This is a genomic window from Endozoicomonas sp. 8E, from assembly GCF_032883915.1.
Taxonomy (GTDB): Bacteria; Pseudomonadota; Gammaproteobacteria; order Pseudomonadales; family Endozoicomonadaceae; genus Endozoicomonas_A.
Genome location: NZ_CP120717.1, coordinates 6,775,266 through 6,801,523, shown reverse-complemented (window position 1 = coordinate 6,801,523; position 26,258 = coordinate 6,775,266). Strand labels below are relative to the sequence as shown.

The 26,258-nt window shown below is 49.9% G+C and carries 33 protein-coding genes; 8 read left to right on the top strand and 25 right to left on the bottom strand.

Going from position 1 to position 26,258, the window contains the following annotated elements; all coding sequences use genetic code 11:
- Positions 1–18: 18 nt before the first annotated feature.
- Complete coding sequence (locus P6910_RS24230; protein WP_317143798.1) at positions 19–3,639, top strand: hypothetical protein; 3,621 nt, start codon at positions 19–21, stop codon at positions 3,637–3,639.
- Between the two features lie 98 nt (positions 3,640–3,737).
- Here the strand turns inward: P6910_RS24230 and P6910_RS24225 are convergent, their stop codons facing one another.
- The 4 genes from P6910_RS24225 to P6910_RS24210 all read right to left on the bottom strand — a co-directional run bounded on the left by P6910_RS24225 (position 3,738) and on the right by P6910_RS24210 (position 7,387).
- Positions 3,738–4,295 (bottom strand): hypothetical protein, encoded by a 558-nt coding sequence (locus tag P6910_RS24225; RefSeq protein ID WP_317143797.1) that lies wholly within the window; start codon positions 4,293–4,295, stop codon positions 3,738–3,740.
- Between the two features lie 87 nt (positions 4,296–4,382).
- Entirely contained in the window at positions 4,383–5,384 is a 1,002-nt protein-coding gene (locus P6910_RS24220; protein ID WP_317143796.1) for a 5'/3'-nucleotidase SurE, read from the bottom strand.
- Positions 5,385–5,487: 103 nt separating this feature from the next.
- Positions 5,488–6,552, bottom strand: a complete 1,065-nt coding sequence (locus P6910_RS24215; RefSeq protein ID WP_317143795.1) for a hypothetical protein — start codon at positions 6,550–6,552, stop codon at positions 5,488–5,490.
- Complete coding sequence (locus P6910_RS24210) at positions 6,539–7,387, bottom strand: hypothetical protein (RefSeq protein WP_317143794.1); 849 nt, start codon at positions 7,385–7,387, stop codon at positions 6,539–6,541. Before P6910_RS24210 ends, P6910_RS24215 begins: the two co-directional genes overlap by 14 nt.
- A 137-nt stretch (positions 7,388–7,524) precedes the next feature.
- On the opposite strand from P6910_RS24210, the gene P6910_RS24205 reads away from it, so the two are divergent.
- The 6 genes from P6910_RS24205 (at position 7,525) to P6910_RS24180 (ending at position 12,688) form a co-directional block, all read left to right on the top strand.
- The gene (locus P6910_RS24205; RefSeq protein ID WP_317143793.1) at positions 7,525–7,773 is read left to right on the top strand and encodes a hypothetical protein; all 249 of its coding nucleotides are present in this window, start codon (positions 7,525–7,527) and stop codon (positions 7,771–7,773) included.
- 25 nt (positions 7,774–7,798) lie between these two features.
- Positions 7,799–7,948 carry a hypothetical protein gene (locus P6910_RS24200; RefSeq protein WP_317143792.1) on the top strand — a complete coding sequence of 50 codons (150 nt, stop codon included), beginning with the start codon at positions 7,799–7,801 and terminating at the stop codon, positions 7,946–7,948.
- A gap of 487 nt (positions 7,949–8,435) precedes the next feature.
- Positions 8,436–9,761: a group II intron reverse transcriptase/maturase gene (gene ltrA / locus P6910_RS24195; RefSeq protein ID WP_317143791.1), complete on the top strand. Its 1,326-nt coding sequence runs from the start codon at positions 8,436–8,438 to the stop codon at positions 9,759–9,761.
- Between the two features lie 578 nt (positions 9,762–10,339).
- Positions 10,340–11,293, top strand: coding sequence for a reverse transcriptase domain-containing protein (locus P6910_RS24190; RefSeq protein ID WP_317142050.1), 954 nt, complete (start codon positions 10,340–10,342; stop codon positions 11,291–11,293).
- A gap of 11 nt (positions 11,294–11,304) precedes the next feature.
- Positions 11,305–11,646 (top strand): group II intron maturase-specific domain-containing protein, encoded by a 342-nt coding sequence (locus tag P6910_RS24185; RefSeq protein ID WP_317142049.1) that lies wholly within the window; start codon positions 11,305–11,307, stop codon positions 11,644–11,646.
- A gap of 178 nt (positions 11,647–11,824) precedes the next feature.
- Positions 11,825–12,688, top strand: a complete 864-nt coding sequence (locus P6910_RS24180) for a hypothetical protein (RefSeq protein ID WP_317143790.1) — start codon at positions 11,825–11,827, stop codon at positions 12,686–12,688.
- Positions 12,689–12,864: 176 nt separating this feature from the next.
- On the opposite strand, the gene P6910_RS24175 is transcribed toward P6910_RS24180, so the two are convergent.
- Positions 12,865–14,676 carry an F-box/WD40 repeat-containing protein gene (locus tag P6910_RS24175; protein WP_317143789.1) on the bottom strand — a complete coding sequence of 604 codons (1,812 nt, stop codon included), beginning with the start codon at positions 14,674–14,676 and terminating at the stop codon, positions 12,865–12,867.
- Positions 14,677–14,971: 295 nt separating this feature from the next.
- Here P6910_RS24175 and P6910_RS24170 point away from each other — a divergent pair, with 295 nt between their 5' ends.
- Complete coding sequence (locus P6910_RS24170; RefSeq protein WP_317143788.1) at positions 14,972–16,651, top strand: serpin family protein; 1,680 nt, start codon at positions 14,972–14,974, stop codon at positions 16,649–16,651.
- Between the two features lie 32 nt (positions 16,652–16,683).
- Here the strand turns inward: P6910_RS24170 and P6910_RS24165 are convergent, their stop codons facing one another.
- The 20 genes from P6910_RS24165 to pcnB form a co-directional block, all read right to left on the bottom strand.
- Positions 16,684–16,965 (bottom strand): hypothetical protein, encoded by a 282-nt coding sequence (locus P6910_RS24165; protein WP_317143787.1) that lies wholly within the window; start codon positions 16,963–16,965, stop codon positions 16,684–16,686.
- Positions 16,877–17,152 (bottom strand): hypothetical protein, encoded by a 276-nt coding sequence (locus P6910_RS24160; protein WP_317143780.1) that lies wholly within the window; start codon positions 17,150–17,152, stop codon positions 16,877–16,879. The genes P6910_RS24165 and P6910_RS24160 overlap by 89 nt, the downstream gene beginning before the upstream one ends.
- Positions 17,064–17,312, bottom strand: a complete 249-nt coding sequence (locus P6910_RS24155; RefSeq protein WP_317143785.1) for a hypothetical protein — start codon at positions 17,310–17,312, stop codon at positions 17,064–17,066. Before P6910_RS24155 ends, P6910_RS24160 begins: the two co-directional genes overlap by 89 nt.
- The gene (locus tag P6910_RS24150) at positions 17,251–17,526 is read right to left on the bottom strand and encodes a hypothetical protein (protein WP_317143780.1); all 276 of its coding nucleotides are present in this window, start codon (positions 17,524–17,526) and stop codon (positions 17,251–17,253) included. The genes P6910_RS24155 and P6910_RS24150 overlap by 62 nt, the downstream gene beginning before the upstream one ends.
- Positions 17,438–17,686 carry a hypothetical protein gene (locus P6910_RS24145; RefSeq protein ID WP_317143786.1) on the bottom strand — a complete coding sequence of 83 codons (249 nt, stop codon included), beginning with the start codon at positions 17,684–17,686 and terminating at the stop codon, positions 17,438–17,440. The genes P6910_RS24150 and P6910_RS24145 overlap by 89 nt, the downstream gene beginning before the upstream one ends.
- Positions 17,625–17,900 carry a hypothetical protein gene (locus P6910_RS24140; RefSeq protein WP_317143782.1) on the bottom strand — a complete coding sequence of 92 codons (276 nt, stop codon included), beginning with the start codon at positions 17,898–17,900 and terminating at the stop codon, positions 17,625–17,627. The genes P6910_RS24145 and P6910_RS24140 overlap by 62 nt, the downstream gene beginning before the upstream one ends.
- Entirely contained in the window at positions 17,812–18,060 is a 249-nt protein-coding gene (locus tag P6910_RS24135; RefSeq protein ID WP_317143785.1) for a hypothetical protein, read from the bottom strand. The genes P6910_RS24140 and P6910_RS24135 overlap by 89 nt, the downstream gene beginning before the upstream one ends.
- The gene (locus P6910_RS24130) at positions 17,999–18,274 is read right to left on the bottom strand and encodes a hypothetical protein (protein WP_317143784.1); all 276 of its coding nucleotides are present in this window, start codon (positions 18,272–18,274) and stop codon (positions 17,999–18,001) included. The genes P6910_RS24135 and P6910_RS24130 overlap by 62 nt, the downstream gene beginning before the upstream one ends.
- Complete coding sequence (locus tag P6910_RS24125) at positions 18,186–18,434, bottom strand: hypothetical protein (RefSeq protein WP_317143783.1); 249 nt, start codon at positions 18,432–18,434, stop codon at positions 18,186–18,188. Before P6910_RS24125 ends, P6910_RS24130 begins: the two co-directional genes overlap by 89 nt.
- The gene (locus tag P6910_RS24120) at positions 18,373–18,648 is read right to left on the bottom strand and encodes a hypothetical protein (RefSeq protein WP_317143782.1); all 276 of its coding nucleotides are present in this window, start codon (positions 18,646–18,648) and stop codon (positions 18,373–18,375) included. Before P6910_RS24120 ends, P6910_RS24125 begins: the two co-directional genes overlap by 62 nt.
- Positions 18,560–18,808: a hypothetical protein gene (locus P6910_RS24115; protein WP_317143781.1), complete on the bottom strand. Its 249-nt coding sequence runs from the start codon at positions 18,806–18,808 to the stop codon at positions 18,560–18,562. The genes P6910_RS24120 and P6910_RS24115 overlap by 89 nt, the downstream gene beginning before the upstream one ends.
- A complete protein-coding gene (locus P6910_RS24110; RefSeq protein WP_317143780.1) occupies positions 18,747–19,022 on the bottom strand; it encodes a hypothetical protein in 276 nt (91 codons plus the stop codon). Before P6910_RS24110 ends, P6910_RS24115 begins: the two co-directional genes overlap by 62 nt.
- Complete coding sequence (locus P6910_RS24105; RefSeq protein ID WP_317143779.1) at positions 18,934–19,182, bottom strand: hypothetical protein; 249 nt, start codon at positions 19,180–19,182, stop codon at positions 18,934–18,936. The genes P6910_RS24110 and P6910_RS24105 overlap by 89 nt, the downstream gene beginning before the upstream one ends.
- Complete coding sequence (locus P6910_RS24100; RefSeq protein WP_317143778.1) at positions 19,121–19,672, bottom strand: hypothetical protein; 552 nt, start codon at positions 19,670–19,672, stop codon at positions 19,121–19,123. Before P6910_RS24100 ends, P6910_RS24105 begins: the two co-directional genes overlap by 62 nt.
- A gap of 70 nt (positions 19,673–19,742) precedes the next feature.
- Positions 19,743–21,386 (bottom strand): glucose-6-phosphate isomerase, encoded by a 1,644-nt coding sequence (gene pgi / locus P6910_RS24095; RefSeq protein ID WP_317143777.1) that lies wholly within the window; start codon positions 21,384–21,386, stop codon positions 19,743–19,745.
- Positions 21,387–21,453: 67 nt separating this feature from the next.
- Positions 21,454–21,981: a hypothetical protein gene (locus tag P6910_RS24090; protein ID WP_317143776.1), complete on the bottom strand. Its 528-nt coding sequence runs from the start codon at positions 21,979–21,981 to the stop codon at positions 21,454–21,456.
- 78 nt (positions 21,982–22,059) lie between these two features.
- A complete protein-coding gene (gene panC, locus P6910_RS24085; protein ID WP_317143775.1) occupies positions 22,060–22,920 on the bottom strand; it encodes a pantoate--beta-alanine ligase in 861 nt (286 codons plus the stop codon).
- A 122-nt stretch (positions 22,921–23,042) separates the two neighbouring features.
- Complete coding sequence (gene panB, locus P6910_RS24080) at positions 23,043–23,837, bottom strand: 3-methyl-2-oxobutanoate hydroxymethyltransferase (RefSeq protein WP_317143774.1); 795 nt, start codon at positions 23,835–23,837, stop codon at positions 23,043–23,045.
- Between the two features lie 90 nt (positions 23,838–23,927).
- Positions 23,928–24,425: a 2-amino-4-hydroxy-6-hydroxymethyldihydropteridine diphosphokinase gene (gene folK, locus P6910_RS24075; protein WP_317143773.1), complete on the bottom strand. Its 498-nt coding sequence runs from the start codon at positions 24,423–24,425 to the stop codon at positions 23,928–23,930.
- Positions 24,426–24,445: 20 nt separating this feature from the next.
- Positions 24,446–25,927, bottom strand: a complete 1,482-nt coding sequence (pcnB, locus tag P6910_RS24070; RefSeq protein ID WP_317143772.1) for a polynucleotide adenylyltransferase PcnB — start codon at positions 25,925–25,927, stop codon at positions 24,446–24,448.
- Between the last annotated feature and the right edge of the window lie 331 nt (positions 25,928–26,258).

The following is a 26,258-nucleotide window of genomic DNA, read 5'->3' as shown; positions in this document are numbered from 1 at the left end:
AGTAAAAGGAGTATTACTATGACCAGTCCAATACATAACCCAGCAACAGCATTGATTCAATCTGAACTTTTGGTGAGAGAAGGGGGACAGATAACACGAGAGAAACCCGGCAAGGATCCGGGTCATGCTGTGGAGTACGCATGGAGACGCTGTCGTGCCTCTAAAGGCAACTTAAGCATGGTGCTGGCAGGAAAGACTTTATCAACCTTGCCTGCCCGACCCGAGCATAGTCGTTTTGTGAATGGCGGTAAATCTCTGGGGGACCGGACGGTAGGGGTGGAGCCATCTTCATCCTGGTTCGGTAGTTTTTTGCCAACCTATTCGCTTCAGCCAGCCCAGGCCAGCGATGCTGAAACTCAGGCTGAGCTGAAGAAAATGGACGCGCGCATCCATGAGTATTACCAGCTTATCTGTCAGCTCCATAGTGACTACTGTGAAGTTTTGAAAGCTGCGCAACAGACTGAAGATGCATTAGGTAACGATATTCCCTTCTATGAAACCGTGTTAGAAAGTCAGCGCAAGGATCAGCAAGCGTTACAGCTAATGACCAATGAACTTCTGGATGAGTTCGATACATTAAAAGAAAGCTTCCTTGCTGATATCCAGCAGAGAGATCAGAGGCATTTGCAAGCTTATGATCAAGATCCTTCAAGAGCTAACTTCGCACAGGCATTGATTACCCACGTTCGCTCACTTAAAGATGAGCTGCGTCAGAAGACCTTGTTGCTGGCAACTAAAGATGAGGAAGCTCATGACCTGGATAGAAAAAATCAGGAGCTTACACGACAGGCTGAGTTTAGTGAAAAACAAATGATTCAGGCGCTGACCGAGCAAGACAGAATGGGGCGTGTTAATGAGGTAGCTGGCACACTGGAGACGAATTTGCATGAGGCTCGTCGTCGTTTAAAGATTTTCCAGGATGCTATTAGTAAACTCCATAAAGAAAAAACTGCACAATCCACACGGGCTGACGAACTGAATTTCCAGCTCAATCAGCTTACCGCCCAGTTACGAGACAAGACCAGGAAGGAAGGGCAACAGTCTGAAACAGAACTTGAAAACATTCGCTTGAAGAGACAGTTGCATAATGCACAAGCCAGCCTTAAGTCAGTATCAGAACCTTTAGAGAAGGTTGCAGCCTTGCAACTCAGAAGTGAACAGTTAGAGACGCTGACAAAAAATCAGACGCAAGATTTGAAGAGAATCAGGGTTGAGCGAGATCAGGCCCATTCAAGAGTTGTGGCTATTGAAGAACAGTTGAAAAGCCACCACGTAGAAATGAAGCAAGTCATGGATGAGACGAAGAAAACCGAAAAAGGCTTGCACTACCTGCAATCTCAGATTCAACGGCTGCAAGCCCAGCTCGGCGAAGCACGAGAGCGCAATGACAAATTGCAGGCCGACAAGCTGTCTTCTGACACTGAGGTGCGTCAGCTCAGAGCACGTTTCGCCAGTGAGGTCTCTGGTGCACGAATCAAGGCCAGCCAAGCCAATATCCAGCTTCAAAAGGAGTTGAAAGAGAAGAAGGGAGAGTTTGAGAAAGAAAGAGCTTATTACCTTGAGCTGTCGACTCAGCTTGAGTCCCTGAACGGTGCCATGAAAAAGGAGAGTGAAAAAGCGTCCGGGTATTTTGAAAAAAGTCAAAGGCTGGAACAGGAATTCAGACTGGGTAAAGAGCGGTTAACCGAGCTTGAATCTCAAAAAACGCAGCTGAAAAAACAGTTAAAGGATACCCAAATTCAGCTAAAAGGCTCTAACGGTCGCATTTCAGCGCTGGAAGTTCAGCTGGGTCAGCAAAACACGGAACTGGAGCAACTCAGAGCCAAGGGAGTTGAACTGAAAGCCAACAAAGAGATGCTCGCCCTGGTTCAGGCTGACCTGCGACAGACCCGGTCTCAATTACAAAAGGCTTCTACGGCAGAGACAAGTGCAAAGGAAACACTGCAAAAGAAAGAGCATGAAGTAAGAACCTGGATCGCTCAATCCAGGGAGTGGAATACCGCCAGGGCAACTCTGGAAGGAGAGGTAGCTACCCTGAAAGCCGGATTGCAAACAATCTTACAAGAGCAGCGTAGAGCGGAAGTGGAATTCGCCCAGCAGGCCAGGAGCGTTGAGGATCTGGCAAAGTCGCTGCTGGCATCAGAAACAAAGCTGAAACTGGCTTCCAGAGAGGCTCAGTCGGCCCGGAGCTCGCAAACCCAGCATATTGAATCTCTGACCGTTCAGGTCTCTGAACTAAGGCGTCTCAAAGAGAAAGCTGAAGATGAATTGCTGACAACCGAGGCCCGGTTCAAGGAGGACTATAGCCAGTCTGAGCGAAGTGTGAGTGAATTGAAACAACAGCTCATTGCCGTGAAAGCTGAACTGATCAATGTGTCCGAAGCGGAACAGAGAGCGATCAGTGAAGCAGCTCAGGCCAAGTCAGACTGCAAAAAGTTCAGGAGTGATGCCGTTCGTCTTGAACAACAGGTAGACACGCTCACCAGAGAGGTCTATCGACTCAGGGATGAGCAGAAGAGGGCCAAAATGGAACTCGGGAAAGAACGGCTTGAGTTGAGAAGTGAAGTAGCAACGCTAAGGGAGAAAGCTTCAAAAGCGGATATTATTGAGCAGGAGCTGCAGCTAAAGCAAAAGGCGTTTTCCGATCAAAAAGCTCAGCTTTCCGCGGCAGAAAGCGCACGCAAGGCTCAGCTTGAGCGGCTCAGGCAGGATTTGGACGAGTCCAGGCAAAAGCTTCATGAAGAAGAGGCGGCTAAATTAAGCTTTCAGCTGGATTACAATTCTGCCAAAAGCCAGTTGCAGCAGTTGCAGCAAAAGCACGCCGAGGCCATGGCTGAAATTGACAGGTTGAAAGTTTTGTCGGAAAACAGTGGGCAGGCGCCAGGGGCTGACCCTGGTTTTGATTTCCGGGAGTCCGGCGTCGAGTTTGACGATCAGGGAGCCTATGTCAGTCTCAGTACCGCCACACATCAACCCAATTCTTTACTTCAACCTCTTTCTATGGACGGTGAAACCAGGTTGACCGATTTTCAGGCTCAGGGTCCTCGAAGTGTCTCTCGCTTTGAGTATCAGGATCTTATGAGGAAGAAGAATGAGTTGGAGCAGCAGATGTCAGACCTCAAGGAGGAACTCAAAATGGCTCAGGATCAAAAGCGAGAGCATAAAAAACGAGTCAGTGAGGCCACCCGTGAAGTGGCAGATATCAAAAAACAGCTGACAGAGGTTAAGGCAGAAAGTGAGCAATTTGCGCACATTGCCAGCGATCGGGCAGAAGAAGAGAAAAAATGGCGTGAAGAGGTCGGTAAACTGACCAGAGCTAAGGCGCAGATTGAGCTTGAGAAACAGGTCGAGGTGGATGAAGCCAATGAATTTGCTGACAAAACCGGGCTTCGAAATGCTGAACTGGAGACAGAGACGAGGTACCTGAGAACCCGGTTGGAGGATCTGGAATACCGTCTGGAAAAAGAAATGCCTCCTGTTATGCAGGAAAATGAGAATCTGACGCAGCAAAATGAAGCCTTCAGGACGGCACTTCTTGATGTGGTTGGTTTATTCAGAGAGAAGCTGTCGGAAGCGGATCAGCAACAACTTGAAGACAGGCTTTTGAAGGTACAGTCACTGCTGCTGCCACAGCAGTAAAATGCTGCCTTTGAGGTCAAAAAGCCATCGAAAACCAAAGCCGCCCATACAGGGCTGTATGGGCGGCTTTTTCGAAGCGGCAGACGCGCAAATGTCGACTAGCCTTGAAACCAGTAACCTGCAAGCAAGGGGTTAGCTGATGTCACCTTGAGTGTGTCTCCATTCGCCTCAAGAGTTTCTGGTTCTATCATCGCCATTTCGTCTTGATTAAAGCAGAAGCCAGCGTCGAATTTGATTTCATTGGGTCCCATTTTTTGTCCTGACTGCATGCAGTCTGGCAGCTCAAAATAGACCTGCTCTCCAGATTGAACAATGGTCAAGGTACCACCAGCGGAATTACTGTATGTGCCGCTAACATTTTCAATTGCGATCCAGTCACTGGGACTGTGCATTCTGAGTTCAAACGAGTCTTCATTTGACTCGCAACGGTATACATCACCGAGCTGACACTGAATATTGCCTTGATTGAAGCTCAGACTAGTCGTTTGTTCGTCATAGTCACCTGTGTAAACTGTAGACGACTCATCAGCTTCAGTTACAGTGAGATAGAACGCGCCTTCGTTTACAGTGAGCCCGAGATGCACGGGTTCCTGATCGACTAGCTGGCTGCCCACATATTGACCCTGATATTCGGACACAAAGTCGCTTTGACTCATAGTCGAGGTCCCGTCCGTGCCATCGTTACAGCCCGCCAGGACTGAAGTGGCAGCACTCAGCAGTATAAGCTTTTTCATGCTGTCTCCTTAAAACAGTTCGTTTAGTATGTATCGAACCCACTCAGACTTGGCAACAGAGCCTTGAACATTGGCTTGAATCGCGCTGATGGTGACATAACCCTGACCGACAGCAATGCCCTCACTGTTTTCAGACTGATCGGCGTAGTCAGCGTCAGAGTCCATGCTGATACCTGCTTTGTCCTTATACATTTCTTTGGCGATGGACATGGCTTCTCCCAGGGTCAGGCTTGGATCATTTTCCATCAATTCCATAGCCACATAACCCATGAGCATGTCACTTGATGACAAGTCGTCAGTGAACTTGACGATCATGTTATCGTGGCCTGCATTCCAGCCTACTTGTGTGTGTTTGAATCCGCGATGATTGGCAGGATCTTCAGGAATGTTAACATTCAGGCCCGTGAATTTTGGGAGTATAGGTGCCCCATCTTTTGTTTGGCTAACCAGCTTATCAAGCAGTTCTATAACAACGTTAGCAACATGAAGCGCTTTCTCTGCCTCACCGTCATAAGCGCTGACGGCGATGGCAGGAATACCACGTGCGATAGCTGCATTTGTTGCACCCAGCGTGCCGGACATGTTGGTCGAAAAGCCAACATTGTTACCCTCATTGGGACCGGAAATAACCAGGTCAGGCTGTTTACCCCAGCGCTCGTTAGCGAACACATCAATGCCGTACAGCGCAGCCATAGCCGGTGTGCCCTCGACATATTCTTCAAATGCAACGCTTGTGTCTGTGTCACCGACACAAACCTGATCATTATCGATTTGCGTACGATCTACCGAGACAGACTTCAAAAAGTGGATGGCACCACCTTTACCACTTTGCCCCGTGCACGGTGCCGACATAATAACGTCATGGCCTGCCGCTTTGAGTGCGGTATGAAGCGTCTGAATATTGGTTGTGGACCAGCTGTCATCGTTGCTTAAAACAATATTCAGTGCGTTTGCCTGAGCACTGACCCCTAAACCGATTGCCAATGTCAACGCAGCAAATTTAGTTTTCATCGTATTTCCCTTTGTGTGCTTGAAAGTCGACAACCAAGCTAAAAGGGATAGATGACGGTTATGTTAAAACAAGGTTTCTATACTTTTAGTGATATCTATAAAATTAATCGATTGTTTTTATTGAAAACTTATTATTAATCAGCGTTTGTTGATAGCGACCGGTTTTTGGGTCTCTGCTTTTTACGAACAAGTAGGCCTGAGCCAAATCACCAAAGTGTGCCTTCATTTCGTCTTTAATCTTGTTCCGGTTTTGGTCAAGCGTCCTGGCTTTCAGACCGTGTTGCTCCAGCTCATTGATTGCTCGCGCATGTCCACCATAGCAACGCATGATCTGTGCTAATTCGCGTCCTTTATATGTATCGGGCTTGCTACCGCACGGGTTGATATAAGCAGGCAGTCCATCCAAACTGCGCCTGGCATACCAGTAGTAGTAGAAAAACGGGGTTTTAGACATTTCAAGGGTATCGTTACCGATAGTGACAGTGTGTCTGGTAAGGTCGAGCGTGGCTTCGGTATCAGAAGAAACATGAGGCAGTGCTGGCTCAGTGTTTTTCGTGAGTGGGCCAGCCGTCTCACTGCTATCTGTTGTTATTTCCTGCTCCCGGCTAATAGGCTTATCCTCTGGTACTGTATTGGATATTGATTTAATTCGGGCCGGTTTGCCTGTCCGATGCAATTGGAGATAGAAAAAGAGCCCTGCAAAAGCACTAAGCGTTGCCATTATTGTCAGAGCTACCCGAGAGTGAACGACAGCAATTTGCCAATTCAGACCAAAAGCCTGCTTATTTAAATAGAATGATAAATCTGAGTCTTCCGGGGAGGGTTTTGGAGTTAGAGATATCTCTAAAACCTCAATATCACTGAACATCGAGATATTCGCCAGCGACACTATATTCGCGTTCTCTATCCATGTTTTCAATATCATCGCACTGCGTTTTAAAAGTTCCTCCTTATTGTAACTATTTATCAGGGCTGCGTTGAGTGCGTCCGACAAATACTGTTCAAGAGCAGACTCAACCACATAATTAAGTGCTAGCTGGTTAGCATGGCATAGCAATGCGAATATCAGACAGGTGATGACCAGTGACAGTGCAACTGAGCGGTATTGATTTGAGATGGCGAGATAGGTATTCATAGTCGTAAATAATGTGCCGCTATGAGCAGGCATCTGTTGCCATAGTAGTTTTGTTTAGCAGATTACCCATGACAGGAGACTCTTGGTGTCTCTTGAGTAAAGATTGACTGGCTTCACATCTAAGAGTTTGATTCAATGCTTTGGAGAGGTACCAGCTTCCCGCAGAAGGGATGGTTTTCAGTTCAAAACGCTGTTCAGTTGGCCAGTCGGTGAGTTCAGGCTCAATGCCGATAGCGGGAATAAAATCGACTTGGTTTTCGACAAATGCTTCAACCAGGTCAGCACGATGGTTGAACAACTTTGTTTCACTGTTATTAAGGGCAACGCCGCGTTTTTTGAGCTCGATTTCAGGTACGAGAAAACCAGACTGACTGCGTTTATCATCCAGCAATCCAATACTGCGTTTGTATAGTGTCGAGGAAGATAGTTGATAAATGGGTATGTGGCCGTATAGATAGATGGTATAGGCTGGCAGCACTAAGGCTTCTTCATAGAGAGATTGCGTATCGGGGGCAAGGCCATTGAGCACTCGAGGCCGGCTGAATAGGAGATCAAAACGTTGGGATATTAGATCATCAGACGTAAAGTGCTCTCTCGGCTTCCAAGATAATTCAACCCGAGCGAAGTCGCTTCCCGATAACACTGATTCACAGAAAAAAGCCGCCATAGCTTCCGCTTGCCAATCTGAAGGGGTATAAATACGAAATGTCTTGTCACCCTCAGATGCATCTACCTGGCAACTCAGCTGGTTGAGATTGATAGGGCCTGTCTGCAAAATAGAAAGCGGTAGCACAAGCAATGTGCCCAAGAACAATGAGACAACGAAGGAGCCCCATTGGGCCGAACGAAAAAAGGTATTCCTGTGCATAGTTCTCCCTTGAGTGTCAGGGAAGAGTAGACGACAAATGTTACATCTGAGTGACTAAGAACCAAGCGCCAGACCTAACGCGCGGTCCTTTGTGGGGGATAATATCGAGACAAAGCTTGATATGAAAGGGTGAATAGGTGGCCGATAGCAGGCATTCTGCAAGCCCATTACCTCAACAGTCACCTTTCGTGCAACACACCCATTCACTTGCAAAGCATCTTAAAACCTCTCTTGGCTGGCATCAATCCCGTATTGACCTTATTGCGCTGGTTATTTTTGGCCTCATCCAGATGGGTTCAGTCAACCTGTCCCGTATTGCCCGAACTATGGGGCACGCTACCGAGATCGACTCCAGGCGTAAGCGTCTCAAGCGCTTCTTCGCTTGAATGGCATGGAGCTTGACGATATTGCATGATCGTTGACTGGATGGTGCCCGAAGGGAGCTGGGTTGTCTGTCTGGATCGCACCAACTGGGACTTTGGCCAGTTCAAAATCAACATCATGATGGTCGCTAAGCAGGAGGTCGTCATTCCCGCGAAGGAGGCTGTCGCAAAACTCTAACAACTCGTTCCCACGCTCTGCGCGGGAATGCCTACGTGTGCCGAGCATGTCACACAGCTTGGGGGTGAAAGTCCCCTGTCCAGCCAGATGAGGGCGAAGGACTAGTGAAGCACAAGGTTTGTATCGTGAGGTGCAGGCTGAAGGCAGTGTGGAGCAAAACCGCGAGCCGACGAACAGAAATCAGATATGAGGCTGTTTGCGTGAGGACGAGTCAGCGTATGATGACGAAGTCCATACTCATCCGGACATTCAGGCAGTAGATCTGGCGGTTGTGCGGCGAAGGCGGTGTGACTTACCTCGGGAGGTCTGTGTGGTGTCTGATATTTCGGACTGAGGCCATCGTAAGGTGACTTGACCGCCACACAGAAGTCAGCAGATGGCATAGTAGCTGGCGTATGTCAGTGAAGGCTTGAACGGTACAGAGTGGTGAGTAGTTTCTGTTATTCGATACACTGGACGCAGACAAATCCAGAAAACACTGGAACTCATGCCAAGTGGTCACGGCGGAACCGGAGGCTGCAAGGCTATGAGAGCTGAGGTCGTGTCGGTATCACAGGATTACGAAAGCCCGGCGGGTGGTACGAGCCTGATGGAACGTATCGCCAACCCCAATAATTTAACAAGAGCCTTTCAGCGAGTTAAACGCAATAAAGGCGCAGCAGGCATCGACCGTATGACAGTGGAAGGGTTGTACACCCATCTACAAGAACATGGTCATGAACTGCGGCAATGTCTTTTGCAGGGAGAATGGCGTCCTGCTCCCGTAAGGCGAGTACTGATTCCCAAACCGGACGGAGGAGAAAGGCAGTTGGGTATACCAATCGCCTTAGACCGAATGGTGCAGCAAGCGATACAGCAAGTATTGCAGGCCGAGTGGGAACTAAGGTTTTCAGCTTTCAGTTACGGGTTCAGGCCGAACCGGTCAGCTCATCAGGCGATTAATCAGGCTCAGTCGTATATCCGAGAAGGATATAACTGGGTTGTGGACATTGACCTGTCGAAATTCTTCGATCGGGTTAACCATGATCGACTGATGGCAAAGCTGGCAGTTCACACAGATGACAAGGATGTATTACGTTTAATTCGACGATTCCTACAGTCCGGAGTGATGGAGAACGGGCTGGTAAAACCGCAGACCGAAGGAGTGCCTCAGGGAGGGCCGCTCTCACCTGTGTTGTCTAACATCGTACTGGATGAACTCGATAAAGAGTTAGAAAAGCGTGATTTACGGTTTGTACGTTACGCTGACGACTGTCGGGTGTTTGTGCGAAGCCAGAAAGCAGGCGAGAGAGTGATGGCAAGTTTGACTGGTTACATCGAAAGTAAGCTGAAGCTAAAAGTCAACGTTGCGAAAAGTGCAGTTGACAAGGCATGGAGGCGGGCGTTCCTGGGATACAGCTTTACCAGAGATGGCAGGAAGAAGCTGGCAGATAAAACCTGCAAGCGGTTCAGGGACAAGGTCAAACAACTAACCCGCAAAGGCGGGCGGTCACTGGAGCAGAGATTGGAGTGTCTGAATCGCTACTTACGGGGCTGGAAGAACTACTTTCGAGAAGTTGAAACCCGTTCGGAGTTTGAAAACTTTGACTGCTGGATCAGGCGACGATTGAGAAGTTTGCTCTGGTATCAATGGAAGAAAAGCCCGAAGCGATATGCGGAGCTAAGAAGGCGAGGAGTCAGTGATGAGCTGACGAGGCAGACAGTAGGGTCGAGCAAAGGGTACTGGCGGATAAGCCGGAGTCCTGCGCTGCACTTAGCATTGCCGAATAGTTGGTTCGATGAATTAGGTTTGATTAGATTATTGGCTGCTTAACTGACCGAAACGCCCAGTACGGACCCGTATGCTGGGTGTTGTGGGAGTTGCGCCTTGCAAGCGCGTAAAATCTTGTGACCTGAAATGGTCATCGCGGTAAAGCTGTGGTCGGCAGCCGTGTACCGAGTCTTGCGTGGTAGAAGGTAACGACTACTGCGAAGCGTAGACAGGGTGATAACAGGCCGTAACGTCTGCTAAGGGATAATTAGCCCCGAAATTGAACGTGGTTGAAGTGGCTGACCTTCTCTCTCAATGGGGAAAGCGGAAGTCGGGAGCTCCGCTAATGACAAGGCATCCCGACTGCTTCCGGGGTTCGTACCCACGGCATGTTATCGAATGATTTTACGTGAACAAGGGAGATCCTGAACGTTCAGGCGGAGCCTGTAGGGTCCGACGAGCCTGTAAAGCAAGAACGACTTGATGACGTTCAGGAAGTCAGACCAGCTGATAGTACTCCGAGGCGGGGAGAGCCCGTCACATGGGGAAGCGGCTGGCGGTATTTGAGCCTTTCCAGGGAAACATGGGCTCCACATCTGAGGGAGTTACGGTCTTTTACGCAGTGAGAAGGTAAACCAGCCATGGCAACGGGACTGGAGAGGGTAGCAGCGAAAGCCCGGAGTTATCCGAAACTTCGCTTCACAAGTCTGGCACATCATATTACCCCGGCGAGCCTGTGTATGAATCTGAACAAGATTCCACACAACACATCGCCCGGAGTCGATGGGCTGACTGTCGAAGAGACAAAGAAAGACTTTAAGCGGTGGTTGCAACAGACACTGACGTCTATCCATCGGCAAGGCTACAAGGCACCGCCGGTCAAAAGGGCATGGATACCCAAGCCGGGGAAAAAGGAAAAGCGCCCTCTGGGTGTTCCCTGCATCAATGACCGGGCTTTGCAGCGAAGTGTTGCTGATGTGCTGAATGCTATTTATGAGCAGGACTTTTTGCCCTGTTCCATGGGTGGCAGGCCACGACTGGGAGCGCACCATGCCCTGTCCACTTTTAACGAGGTGGTTTCAGGCCGAAAGGTCAGCTGGGTGCTGGAAGCGGACTTGAAGAATTTCTTTGGGAGTCTTGACCATGGATGGCTGCTTCGTTTTGTGGAACACCGGGTCGGTGATCCCAGAATTCTGAACCTTATACGGCGCTGGTTGAAAGCCGGGGTGATGGAGGCCGGGGAGTTGCAAGAGTGTGAAGAAGGTACGCCTCAGGGTGGGCCGATCAGCGTAGTTCTGAGCAACCTGTACCTGCATTATGTGCTTGACCTCTGGTTCGAGTGCAAGGTCAAGCCCCGGCTAAAAGGCGAGGCATGGCTGATCAGGTACATTGATGACTTTGTGGTGTGTTTTCAGTATCGCAGTGATGCGGAGCGGTTCATGAATGTGCTGCCACAGCGACTGGAGAAATTTGCGTTGAAACTGGAGCCGGATAAAACCCGGTTAGTCAGGTTCGGACGTTTTGCCAGTCGTGGGGAAGACGATCGGAGACGGTTTACTTCCTTGGCTTTACGCACTACTGCACAAGGAATCTGAAAGGAAACTTCATGGTGGGAAGGAGAACGGAAAAATCCCGCCTAAGACGCAGCATAGCCAAACTGAAGGAACTGCTGAGACGAATACGCCATGATCCGCTGCACGAACAAGTGACAGCGATCAATCGACGGTTGAGAGGGCATTATGCGTATTACGGTCTGGGAGGAAACTTCCGAAGTATGGAGAAGCTTTACCGGTTTGTTGACCGCTACTGGTACAAGATGCTGTGTAGCCGATGCCGGAAAGGCAAGATTCCATGGGAAAAGTACCATAATCTCAAGCAGCTTCTGCCGTTACAGAAACCGAGGATGATGCTGCCTTTTATGGCAATGAAATCCATGGCTGTGCTGTGAGTCAAATATCGAAGAGCCCGGTGCGGGAAATCCGCACGCCGGGATCTGAGGGGGTTGGAGCTACAATTGGTAGCTCCTTCTACCCGGTGAGCGTAGCTGTGAGGCTACGCCCTATCCCGATCTCCCCTGAAAAGCGGACTCTCAAGCGTGAGACAGGTATGGGTTCCCATGCTGGAGCATGGGAACCAGAGTAAGCCAGTTGCAGCAGTTGCAGCAAAAGCACGCCGAGGCCATGGCTGAAATTGACAGGTTGAAAGTTTTGTCGGAAAACAGTGGGCAGGCGCCAGGGGCTGACCCTGGTTTTGATTTCCGGGAGTCCGGCGTCGAGTTTGACGATCAGGGAGCCTATGTCAGTCTCAGTACCGCCACACATCAACCCAATTCTTTACTTCAACCTCTTTCTATGGACGGTGAAACCAGGTTGACCGATTTTCAGGCTCAGGGTCCTCGAAGTGTCTCTCGCTTTGAGTATCAGGATCTTATGAGGAAGAAGAATGAGTTGGAGCAGCAGATGTCAGACCTCAAGGAGGAACTCAAAATGGCTCAGGATCAAAAGCGAGAGCATAAAAAACGAGTCAGTGAGGCCGCCCGTGAAGTGGCAGATATCAAAAAACAGCTGACAGAGGTTAAGGCAGAAAGTGAGCAATTTGCGCACATTGCCAGCGATCGGGCAGAAGAAGAGAAAAAATGGCGTGAAGAGGTCGGTAAACTGACCAGAGCTAAGGCGCAGATTGAGCTTGAGAAACAGGTCGAGGTGGATGAAGCCAATGAATTTGCTGACAAAACCGGGCTTCGAAATGCTGAACTGGAGACAGAGACGAGGTACCTGAGAACCCGGTTGGAGGATCTGGAATACCGTCTGGAAAAAGAAATGCCTCCTGTTATGCAGGAAAATGAGAATCTGACGCAGCAAAATGAAGCCTTCAGGACGGCACTTCTTGATGTGGTTGGTTTATTCAGAGAGAAGCTGTCGGAAGCGGATCAGCAACAACTTGAAGACAGGCTTTTGAAGGTACAGTCACTGCTGCTGCCACAGCAGTAAAATACTGCTTTTGAGGTTAAACGGCATCTATTGAACAGATGTCGTTTTTTTCAGCTCTAATACCAATCGAACTTTCTAACTACCCGGATTGCCGACGCAATGGCGTAGTTAAAAGGCTCGATTGGTTACCAGCTTGAGTCCCTCAGCGCCGTCATGAAAACGGTGACAGCAAACAATCAATCTTTCTTCCGTAGTTCGGTTATTTTCACCGTACCCTCTTCAGTGACAGTGAACACATGGCTGCCATCGCGGCTGAAGGTGGCTGTAAGGAGAGGACTATCATGGGAAATGATAGCTTTTTCGACCCATGTCCCACGGGTCTGCTGACCAATGATTTTAGTGGTTTTGTCCTTGCTGGTAGTTAGCACGTGGCGGCCATCAGGGCTGAAACTGGCCAAAAAGACCTCCTGTTTATGAGAAATTATGGCTTTACGAATCCAAAATCCATTGGCTTCCCGACCATAAATGCATACCGTACCAAAGATTGAGTTAAACGAGGTACTTCCGGCGCCCACTACATAGCGGCCATCCGGGCTGAAGCTGACAGAGACGACGCGGCTAATATTGCGAAAGATGATTTGTTGCCTCCATGATTCATCGGCATTCTCGCTATAGATTTGTGACTCTCCATAACGATTGACGGTAACCCAATGGCGGCCATCGGGGCTAAAGGAGACGGTGGCTGATTCGACATCAGCCCTGTGGGAAATCTGTACCCATGATCCATCAGCTGCCTTGCCATAGATTTTTGGCTTGTCATAAGTGGTTATTACCAGATGGCGGCTATCAGTGCTGAAGCTGGCTTTCAATAGAGGACATCTATGGTGACTGGAACCTGTTTCTTCCCATGATTCATCGTCTTTCAGGCTATGGAATTTTATCTTGTGGTCATCACTGGCGGTCACCAAATGGCGGCCGTCGGGGCTGAAGGTGGCTGATGTGACTGCATCGTGATGGCAAATGATGGCTTTTTGTTCCCATGATCCAGTGTTACTCAGACTATGGATGTGCGCCGTCTTATCGTCACTGATGGTCGCCAAATGGCGGCCATCGAAGCTGAATGTGGCTGATGTGACGATATCGTGATGGCGAATGATGACTTTTTGTTCCCATGATCCGCTGTCATTCCGGCTATGGACCTGCGCCGTCCTGTCGTTACTGTTGGTCACCAAGTGGCGACCATCGGGACTGAAGGTGGGCGACATCAGATTACGTCGATGTTTAATGGTGGCTTTTAGCTCCCATGATCCATCGCTCCCCAGGCCAAAAATGGTTGCCATGTCGTCCTGACTGGCAGTCACTAGATGCTGACTATCGGGGCTGAAGATGGCTGAACTGATAGAACTATCATGAGTGATGAGTTTTTTTTCTGGCCATGATCCATCATCCTGATGACCGAAGATTTTCACCGTGCTATGAGAATTGAACACCATCAGATGACGGCCATCATCACTCAAGGTGGCTGAACGGGCTTGGTAATTTCTTTCAATGATGGTTTTTGTATCCAACTTAAATGTTTTGTACTGAGACATAAGTACAGTCTTGGTGAAAAATAGCAGAGCAGGTACAGAAGCACCCGTCTTTTGGAGATGGGTAAGTGACGTCAATAAGGCCTTATCGTTGGTAAACGACCCAAGCCAATCATGGACTTGTTGATTACTTTTTGTAGTGATGGTTTTTCTCAGTTGATACTGGTGTGATAAAGGAAACCGACGAAACCATGCTTTTGCCAGGGCGTTATCGCTTTTAATAGCATCGCGAAAGTGGGTGCATACCTGTTTTAAGCGGTGAATATCCCGGAGCGACAAATATCTGAAGATGAGAGAATATGATGTTGTGGATAATAAATGCAGCAAAGAATCTATCTGCCTGTCAGGTACAGTGACGCACCTGCCGGCATGGATAACAGTGGTTGTTGCCGATTGAGCTTGCTCGGGTGGTGGTGAGGGTGAATCTGTAATTTCGAGCTTATTATTTATAGAGTTCATAGTGGTTTTTACTTAAGTCAGGATTTCCTTTCGATCAGTAACGACATTTAAAAGTAGTTAGATTGGGTTTTGGAATAAAAGTTCATAAAAATTTTTTGAGTGCAACTAACAAAACTTTTGTCTGCAAGTTGTTGCTGTAACTAACTAACCGGTTAGTGATTTTATTGAGGGAAAATTCTTAACTAATAGTAATCAGGCAACCGATAATTTACGGCAATCTGCAAAACATGCTCTTTTCGGAAGCAGTGAGTTTATTCTCTCTAATGAATTATCATCAGCTAAAGGAGTAACCGCTATGATACCTATTGGACACACAATAAAATCAATGCCTTCGCAGCCATTAAATCTGAATGACACACACTCCGGGGTCAGTTTACAGCCTTCTGATATTGCTAAAAAACTAATTGATAAAGTAACCTTAGGGATACTGAGTAGTGGGGGCAAAAAAAGCACGATAGTGTCTCCTACCAGCCTGACTCCGGTTTTGGGTATGCTTCTGGCGTGTATAGATGATAATGCCAAAAAGGAATCAATTTTGGGGATCCCCAAAGGAACCTTAACTGAAGAGCTGGAAACTGAAATCCATAAGGAACTCGGTAAGTTCAGCAAAGACAACCCTTACGGAAGCCATCCTGATCAGTTGATCTCCTGCGCTAACTTCATTGCTTCAGCCTATCGCCTCAGTCATGAGCAGTTAGAAAAAATACTCTCTGAATGTTATCAAACCCAAAAGCTGGAAAGTAATTTTTGGGATGTAGCTGAAGTCGCAGAAGCTTATGTTAAGGATAAAACCAAAGGAAAAATCGACAAGTTGTTTGATGGGTCGAGAGAAGTTAAAGCAGCATTAGGTAATGTAATGGAATTCCGGGGTGTCTGGGAGGATAGTTTTTCTCCAGAGGCTACGGCTGCTGGAAGCTTTCTATGCGCAGATGGAACTCGTATTGATAATGTCGAGATGATGTCCAAAATTGAAACGGTTCAATGCGCTTCTAACAGAAAATTTACTGCCATCGCCAAGGAATTCCAATCTTTTAATGGAGAAGATCTTAAATTGGTCGCAATAAAACCGCGTCAGCAAAGTGCCACAGCGATTGATGAACTTGATTCAGATACGATTAATGAGCTGACTGAACAATTAAATTATAAAGAAGCGAGATATCGGCTAACGCTACCCAAAATAAAAGTAGTAGACAGTTGTGATACCAAGTTACTCGAGAAAATTTGTGAGGCATTAGGAACCGAAATAGTAGCAGGAGATCTGACAAGACTAGGCCTACCGGCAGATCTTGATCTGGACGTGCTCCAGAAGATCGTATTATCTGTTGATGAAGAAGGCGCCAGCGGTAAGATGGCGACTGTTGCAGCAGTTTCTACAAGGAGCGTAGGATTCGGATTTTCCAGTTTCAGTTTTGACTGCCCTGGCTACATGGCCATTGTAAACAAAGAGGGTAAACGGTTGATTGAGCTGGTCGTTAAGGATGGCAGCTTTTTGGAGTTTGTTGGTGATCCTGTAATCACCACCGTTGAAAAACCGAGCTCTGATAAGGTGGCAAGTTGCAACTTTTTTGATATGTCTGAAAGCGAAGATGATATGTCTGATGACGAAGGTCATGATTCTGATTTCGATGATGATTATGTGGAACCCGCATATAAAAAAGAGCTATTACAAAAAGACTTATCTCAAATAAGAGGTCTATCTTTTAGACGTTTTGAAACTGCTGATGTGAGTACTTATATAAATAAAATCTATAATCCAAATGGGCATTTGGATATTACAAGCGCTGAGGCAGATAATAGGAAATTAAAAGTCAAGCTTTCTTCTTTGGATAGTGCTAAAAAGCTTCAAGAAAGCATATTAGAATCAATTGGGGAAGACTATATAAATTCATTTAGGGTTTCCAAGGGTTTATTTTCTGTTGATTTGGATGTTGCGCTTGGTGCCTGGTATGCAATCATCGATAAAATAAATTATTGATTCACACGACAGAATTTTGTAACCGCTGATTATCAGCCCTGATCGGGCTGACGAAATTCACCTTCCGCCTGACTCGGCGGGTGTCGCAAAACTCCAACAGCTCGTTCCCATGCTCTGAAGTCGTCAATCCCGCGAAGGCGGGAATCCAGCGCCAACGGTTGATCTCTGCCTTCTCGGGGATGACAAGGCCAGGGGGGCACCGGGCAGTAGGGTTCTGGTGGTGAGTCAGTGTGGATTCCCGCCTTCGCGGGAATGACGAGAATGAAGTCGGGTATGACGGGAGTCAACTCGTTCCCATGCTCTGAAGTCGTCATTCCCGCGAAGGCGGGAATCCAGCGCCAACGGTGGATCTCTGCCTTCTCGGGGATGACAAGGCCAGGGGGGCACCGGGCAGTAGGGTTCTGGTGGTGAGTCAGTGTGGATTCCCGCCTTCGCGGGAATGACGAGAATGAAGTCGGGTATGACGGGAGTCAACTCGTTCCCATGCTCTGAAGTCGTCATTCCCGCGAAGGCGGGAATCCAGCGCCAACGGTGGATCTCTGCCTTCTCGGGGATGACAAGGCCAGGGGGGCACCGAGCAGTAGGGTTCTGGTGGTGAGTCAGTGTGGATTCCCGCCTTCGCGGGAATGACGAGAATGAAGTCGGGTATGACGGGAGTCAACTCGTTCCCATGCTCTGAAGTCGTCATTCCCGCGAAGGCGGGAATCCAGCGCCAACGGTGGATCTCTGCCTTCTCGGGGATGACAAGGCCAGGGGGGCACCGGGCAGTAGGGTTCTGGTGGTGAGTCAGTGTGGATTCCCGCCTTCGCGGGAATGACGAGAATGAAGTCGGGTATGACGGGAGTCAACTCGTTCCCATGCTCTGAAGTCGTCATTCCCGCGAAGGCGGGAATCCAGCGCCAACGGTTGATCTCTGCCTTCTCGGGGATGACAAGGCCAGGGGGGCACCGGGCAGTAGGGTTCTGGTGGTGAGTCAGTGTGGATTCCCGCCTTCGCGGGAATGACGAGAATGAAGTCGGGTATGACGGGAGTCAACTCGTTCCCATGCTCTGAAGTCGTCATTCCCGCGAAGGCGGGAATCCAGCGCCAACGGTGGATCTCTGCCTTCTCGGGGATGACAAGGCCAGGGGGACACCGGGCAGTATGATTCTGGTGGTGAGTCAGTGTGGATTCCCGCCTTCGCGGGAATGACGAGAATGAAGTCGGGTATGACGGGAGTCAACTCGTTCCCATGCTCTGAAGTCGTCATTCCCGCGAAGGCGGGAATCCAGCGCCAACGGTGGATCTCTGCCTTCTCGGGGATGACAAGGCCAGGGGGGCACCGAGCAGTAGGGTTCTGGTGGTGAGTCAGTGTGGATTCCCGCCTTCGCGGGAATGACGAGAATGAAGTCGGGTATGACGGGAGTCAACTCGTTCCCATGCTCTGAGGTCGTCAATCCCGCGAAGGCGGGAATCCAGCGCCAACGGTGGATCTCTGCCTTCTCGGGGATGACGAGGCCAGGGGGTCACCGAGCAGTAGGGTTCTGGTGGTGAGTCAGTGTGGATTCCCGCCTTCGCGGGAATGACGAGAATGAAGTCGGGTATGACGGGAGTCAACTCGTTCCCATGCTCTGAGGTCGTCATTCCCGCGAAGGCGGGAATCCAGCGCCAACGGTTGATCTCTGCCTTCTCGGGGATGACAAGGCCAGGGGGGCACCGGGCAGTAGGGTTCTGGTGGTGAGTCAGTGTGGATTCCCGCCTTCGCGGGAATGACGAGAATGAAGTCGGGTATGACGGGAGTCAACTCGTTCCCATGCTCTGAAGTCGTCATTCCCGCGAAGGCGGGAATCCAGCGCCAACGGTGGATCTCTGCCTTCTCGGGGATGACAAGGCCAGGGGGACACCGGGCAGTATGATTCTGGTGGTGAGTCAGTGTGGATTCCCGCCTTCGCGGGAATGACGAGAATGAAGTCGGGTATGACGGGAGTCAACTCGTTCCCATGCTCTGAAGTCGTCATTCCCGCGAAGGCGGGAATCCAGCGCCAACGGTGGATCTCTGCCTTCTCGGGGATGACAAGGCCAGGGGGGCACCGGGCAGTAGGGTTCTGGTGGTGAGTCAGTGTGGATTCCCGCCTTCGCGGGAATGACGAGAATGAAGTCGGGTATGACGGGAGTCAACTCGTTCCCATGCTCTGAAGTCGTCATTCCCGCGAAGGCGGGAATCCAGCGCCAACGGTGGATCTCTGCCTTCTCGGGGATGACAAGGCCAGGGGGGCACCGGGCAGTAGGGTTCTGGTGGTGAGTCAGTGTGGATTCCCGCCTTCGCAGGAATGACGAGAATGAAGTCGGGTATGACGGGAGTCAACTCGTTCCCATGCTCTGAGGTCGTCATTCCCGCGAAGGCGGGAATCCAGCGCCAACGGTGGATCTCTGCCTTCTCGGGGATGACGAGGCCAGGGGGTCACCGAGCAGTAGGGTTCTGGTGGTGAGTCAGTGTGGATTCCCGCCTTCGCGGGAATGACGAGAATGAAGTCGGGTATGACGGGAGTCAACTCGTTCCCATGCTCTGAGGTCGTCATTCCCGCGAAGGCGGGAATCCAGCGCCAACGGTTGATCTCTGCCTTCTCGGGGATGACAAGGCCAGGGGGGCACCGGGCAGTAGGGTTCTGGTGGTGAGTCAGTGTGGATTCCCGCCTTCGCGGGAATGACGAGAATGAAGTCGGGTATGACGGGAGTCAACTCGTTCCCATGCTCTGAGGTCGTCGTTCCCGCGAAGGCGGGAATCCAGCGCCAACGGTGGATCTCTGCCTTCTCGGGGATGACAAGGCCAGGGGGGCACCGGGCAGTAGGGTTCTGGTGGTGAGTCAGTGTGGATTCCCGCCTTCGCGGGAATGACGAGAGCCGGGAATGACGAGAATGAAGTCGGGTATGACGGGAGTCAACTCGTTCCCATGCTCTGAGGTCGTCATTCCCGCGAAAGCGGGAATCCAGCGCCAACGGTGGATCTCTGCCTTCTCGGGGATGACAAGGCCAAGGGGTCATCGAGCAGTAGGGTTCTGGTGGTGAGTCAGTGTGGATTCCCGCCTTCGAGGCTGTCGCTATTCATCCTCAATCAGGCATTAAAACGCTTGAAACGATTAGCCAGTCCATTAGTGGAACTGTCCTGATCGGAAGTCGTACCGGACTCTTTCAGGCGGTCATAAACCCGGTTGCCCAGAACCTTGCCCAGTTCTACGCCCCATTGGTCAAAAGAGTTGATCTGCCAGAGGGCTCCCTGCACAAAGACTTTCTGTTCATAGAGTGCGACCAGAGCACCCACCACCTCCGGAGTGATTTTCTCAGGCACAATCATATTGTTGGGACGGTTGCCGGGAATCACCTTGTGAGGCGCCAGAGCCTCAACATCGGCACTGCTTATGCCCGCCTTTGTTAACTCTTCACGAACCTCATCCAGATTCTTACCCTGCATCATGGCCTGACTCTGGGCCAGAGCGTTGGCAAATAGCCATGGATGCTGTTCGCCCAGTGGATTATGGCTGGTGGCCGGAGCAATGAAGTCCACAGGAATCAGTCGTGTACCCTGATGCAGCAACTGGTGATAGGCGTGCTGGTCATTAGTGCCTGTGCCACCCCAGATAACGGCACCTGTCTGGTAATTAACGGTGCTGCCATCTCTGCGGGTCTGCTTGCCGTTACTTTCCATATCCATCTGTTGTAAATGGCCCGGGAAGTCACGTAGGAAGTAATCGTAGGAAATAACGGCGTGGGACTCTGAGCCAAAGTAGTTCTGGTACCAGACGCCCAGCATACCCAGGATAACCGGCATGTTCTTTTCCAGAGGCGCCTGGGCGAAGTGTTTGTCCATCTCCCAGGCACCTTTCAGCAGTTTCTGGAAGTTCTCAAAGCCCACAACCAGACTGATCATCAATCCAATGGTGGACCAAAGAGAGTAACGGCCACCGACCCAGTCCCAGAGTGGCAAGGTGTTTTCCTGGGCGATACCAAACTCATCAATGGCTTTCAGATTGGTGGAAATAGCCACGAAGTGTTTGCGAATGTCGGATTCGGCACAACCTTTTTCCAGCATCCAGGCACGGGCAGCCTGAGCATTTTGCAAGGTTTCCAATGTGCCAAAGGACTTGGAAGCCACGATAAACAGGGTGGTTTCCGGATCAATCCTGCGGAAAACTTCAGAAATTTCGTTCGGATCAATATTGGCTACATAGTGATGTTCGAGCCCTTCAACATGATAAGGCGTCAGGGCATTGATGACTGTCTTCAGACCCAGATAGGAGCCGCCAATACCAATATTGACAATGTGTTTGATGGCTTTGCCAGTGAAGCCTTGCCACTCGCCGGAATGCACTGAGTCGGTAATGCCTTTCATGCGCTTGTGGGTATCACGAATTTTGGGCATGACATCTTCACCGTCGACCATGACCGGGTCTGTGCCAAAGTTACGCAGGGCTGTGTGCAGAACGGCACGCTTCTCGGTGTAATTGATTTTGTCACCCCGGAACATGGCCTGAATGGCCTCTGGCAGTCTGGCTTGTTCAGCCATCGTCATCAGGGAAGACATTACATCGTCGTTTATCAGGTTTTTGGAGTAATCCAGAAACAGGCCAGCCGCTTCCAGGCTGTAGCGTTCGAACCGGTCCTTGTCAGCTGCAAACAGTTCTCGCAGGTGCGTGCCTGCCATCTTTTGTTGCAGGGTTTCCAGTGATGAGAATTCAGGCAAGTGTTGAATAGGACTCATGTGAGTACAGCCTCGGAGTGTTGTGATAGAAAGTAGAATTTATGAATGGTACGAATGCTTTGTTGATTTAATGAGGTTTCTGCTCCTTATATTTTTGACTGCATATATCATCAATTATTTTTTCTATATTTTTGTAGGTATCTTTTTTAAATTTCAATGAGTGGCGCTGCTCTTGATCAGTCAATATCAAATGCTCACCGGACCGCTCAATGTTAGCCAACAAAGTTTCCTTCTCTTCATCGTCGTCATCCCTGGCAAACAGTTGCCAGGGCTTCTCTGCTTCTTTTTTGGCCGATCCTTTAGACACGAAGTCTGTACAGCCATAGGTTCCGTTATCTTCAAGAAAAACCAGAGTGAAATGATTTTTTTCTCCACAATCAGAATCGCTGGAAGCATTTCCCGAGCATATTATCAATGCACCCGCTGTCACTTTCTTTCCCAGCACTTCAGGGTTTAGTAACAACCACATGCCATAGGGGGCTTCCTGGGCAGTCAAAGCCAGAGGGCTGTAACTGATCAGTGTCAGTAACCCTATACTTAAAACACTCCTGCACCGGCTAAACCAGTGTGAAACCTGTCGAGTCCTGTCTCCCATAGGGTTTACCTTCGTATTGAGCCTGGTTCAGTATAAGACACTCTTTCCCTGTTTAGCTCCCGGTTAATTCAACCATTGCTAATCTTTCTGACGTGTTATCGTGATGTTGTCAATCAATCGGGCCTTGCCAAGGTAGGCGGCTGCCAGAATCACCAGGTTCTGGTCATCGGGACCCGCTGGCAGAAGCGTGGTAGTACTGCTGATATTGAAATAGTCCGGCTTGAATCCAGCCTGTGCCATTTTTGCAAAAGCGTCACGGCGCAGCAGGTCATAATCACACTCGCCCGCCAGGATAGCTTTACGTGCGGCCTGCAGACAGCGATAAAGCGTGGGGGCTATTTCTTCACGTTCTTCCGGTGTCAGATAACCATTACGGGAACTCATGGCCAGTCCGGTATCTTCGCGGGCGATAGGTGCACCGACAATCTCAACAGGTATGCACATGTCTTTGGCCATTTTGCGAATGATGGCCAGCTGCTGGAAGTCTTTTTCTCCGAATACAGCCACGTCGGGACGAACAATATTAAACAGTTTGCTGACCACTGTGGCTATACCTGTGAAAAAGCCCGGACGGCTTTTGCCACAGTGCATGCCATCAAGCTCTTCGACACTGACGTGGGTGTGATGTTCGCTGCCTTCGGGATAAATTTCTGCCGTCTGGGCAGTGTAGAGCAGGTCCACTCCCTGCTCGATCAGGAGCTGCTGGTCCTGCTCCATGGTGCGAGGGTAAGAGTCGTAGTCTTCATTCGGGCCAAACTGCAGTGGGTTGACATAAATGCTGACAACGACCACATCGCAGAGCTCTTGAGCTTTTTCGACCAGAGTCAGGTGACCGCCGTGCAGATTACCCATAGTCGGCACGAAAGCTACGGTTTTGCCTTCTGCTCTGCAAGCTGCTACTCCAGTCTGGATTTCAGCGATGGTATGAAGTGTTTTCATAGCGAATAACTAGACGATCAGTGACTTTAAAAAAGCCAGTACTTTTGGCTTTTGGCGGCTGTAAGACATTCTGTTTATACCATTCAGGCAGATCATTCAGAGACCTGACTGAATGGAGAGACTCAATTGAAGCTGTGTTCCGGACCCGGGAAAGTGCCGTCTTTAACTTCTGCAACATACTGGGCCACAGCTTCCTGTGGGGAGGCACTGTCTTGCATGTAGTTTTTGACAAACTTGGGCTTGCGGCCCGCTGTCAGGTGGAGCATGTCATGGAGGACCAGAATCTGGCCATCGGTTGCGTCTCCGGCACCAATGCCGATAACCGGGATGTCAACGGCTTTAGTGATTTCCCGAGCCAGGTCGTTGGGCACACATTCCAGAAGCAGCATGGCCGCACCGGCAGCTTGCAGATCAATGGCTGCCTGGATCATGCTGTTGGCTCTTTCCTCTTCCCGACCCTGAACCTTGTAGCCGCCAAAGACATTGACAAATTGTGGCGTGAGTCCCATATGGACACAGACAGGAATGCCCTGCTGCCTGAGGCAGGTCACGATAGGAGGCAACCAGCCTTCACCTTCCAGTTTCACCACTTCGGCACCGGCCTGCATGATTCTGGCGGCATTGATCACTGCCTGTTCTTCGGTGGCGTAGGAAGCAAAAGGAAGGTCTGCCATGACCATGGAATCATGGGCTGCCCGGGCTACACAGCGGGTGTGGTAGCACATGTCATCGACGGTGACGGGAACGGTACTGCTATTGCCCTGTATGACATTGCCAAGGGAGTCTCCTACCAGAATGACTTCAACCCCCTGAGTGCTGAGCAGATGGGCGAGCGTCGCGTCATAGGCAGTCAGGCTGGTAAATTTCTCGCCGGATTGTTTCATGTCGGCCAGGGTTTTCAGGGTTACTTTTGCCATCTATCAGGACCTTGAGCCTTTAACGTTATTAGCAGCGGATTATACGCAAAGCAACCAGATGTGTCAGTGCCTCCGGCATGACACGGAGGTTTATAGCCAGGGATACTTTGTTGCCACGACTTCAATCCCTGCGGTTCCGACTTCTGCCAAAAGCGCGGCTGCCTTGCGGCCATCGGGCAGGGTCAGGTCAGGGGCGATATCGAGCAGTGGACAGAGCACAAAGTTTCTCACATGCATTTGATAGTGGGGCACCGTCAGACGCTTGGATTCAATGATGTCATCACCGTACAGGATAATATCGAGATCAAGTGTTCTGGGCCCCCAGTGCACAGTTCTGACTCTGCCATGGTCATTTTCAATGGCCTGCATAGCGTCCAGTAATGCCAGTGGCTCCAGTGTGGTTTCAATCCGAACGGCGGCATTGCAATAGTCGGGCTGCCCTTCAGGACCCACCGGCTCACTGATATAGAGCTTTGAACAGCCTGATAATTCAACTTCGGGCAGGGAGTCGATGTCGTCCACGGCTCTTTGCAATTGCAGACCGGGATTTTCCAGGTTGCTGCCCAGGGCTATATAGACGGTGGTCATAATTCTTCAGCTTCACTGATTTATTGCGGTTTGTTCATTACGGGAGGACGCTTGCGCGGGCGGCGTCTTCTTCGTTTCTGGCCTCCCTTACCGCCGGGGCGGGAATGAAGGTCGCGAATCATGCTATTTCTGTCCTGGTCAGCAGAGTCCTGGATGTCGGTCCACCACCCCCCCGCTCCGTCCAGTGCTTCACCGGTGGCTTCCCTGAGTACCAGAAAATCATAGGAGGCCCTGAATTTAGGGTGCTCCATTAAGGACTCAATGGTTTTGGGCTGACGGCGTTCCAGTCGATACTGCATTTCCCAGATATCCCGCACTACCATGGTGAAACGTTTTGGAACCGCAGTGTGAGCACACTGATTGTCCAGCACGACCATGGCTGCCTGTTGCAGAGCGGGTGTGGGAGGAACGCCCTGCTCACGGAGATCCCCCGCCAGTCTTTGCAGCGGTGCCCAGAGGAAGGCAGCAAATAAAAAAGCAGGCGTGACGGGTTTGCCACGAGCAATGCGTGAATCGGTACTTTCCAGCGCCCTGATAATCAGTGCTTCAGCAAATTCATCCTGAGCTTCAAGGCTGTGATGTGTTGCCGGGAAAAGGTATTGAAGCAGACTGTATTCACGCAGAAGGTGGAAAGTTTTTACCCCTTTGCCTGATTGCAGTAGTTTCAGCACCTCATCAAACAGTCTGGCCGATGGTATGTCACTCAACAAATAACCCAGATCATAGATGGGGTCCGCTGTTGCAGGGTCCATATCGAAATCCAGCTTGGCTACAAAGCGAAGGGCCCGTATCATTCGGACCGGATCTTCGTGATATCGTTTAACCGGATCACCAATCAACTTCAAAGTCTGATTTTCAAGATCTCGTACACCACCGCAGTAATCTATGACAGAGTAATCACGGACGTCGTAATAGAGTGCATTGACGGTAAAGTCTCGACGAATAGCGTCGTCTTTCATTGAGCCATAAACGTTGTCTCTGAGAATCCGTCCGGAATCGGAGTGATCGGACTTGTCCTTGCTGTGGCTATCACTGCGGGCATCATCATGACCAGCCCTGAAGGTGGCGACCTCAATCATTTCGCGACCAAACAGGATATGAACCAGTTTGAATCTTCGACCAATGATCCGTGAGTTACGAAACAGTCTGCGGACCTGTTCAGGCGTTGCATTGGTGGCAACGTCAAAATCCTTAGGGTGAAGGTCCAGGTAAAGGTCCCGGATGCAGCCCCCTACCAGGTAAGCTTCGTAGCCATTACTGTTCAGTCGGTGGAGTACTTTCAGGGCATTTTCACTGATTTCCCGCCGTGAAATAGGGTGATTTTCTTGAGTAATGCGAGTCTGGTCTTCAGACTGGAATTCGCCAGGTTCCCAAACAGAGTCGGGTTCAGGAGGCTGCGATTCAGAGGGTGCAGAGTCTTTATCTGTGGATGGCTTAAGCCAGAAGTAAGCAGCAAGCGATATGCCCAGCACCACTAATACTGTAATAATGATGCCTGTCATGATGAGTTTTGCATGAAATCTTTGTTGGTTAGTCAGTAATATCGTCGCGGTGGATCAGATGTACTGCTCCAGTCTGGCGTACATCATAGCATTCCAATGGGGGATGTTGACACAGGTTTATAGTCTTTAGGAGTTCATATCAACACACCGGACAGGTGTTAGATGGAAAAGAAAAAAGGGGGAAGTCAAACCTCCCCCTTAGCTGGCGAATAATTATTATTTTTATTGTATCGCCAGAGACTGTAAACGGATGATTTTGCTGGCTACCTTCTCCATGGTAAACCCAGAGGGCATACTGCAAAATAATCAACTTACGTTTGCCCTTATTATT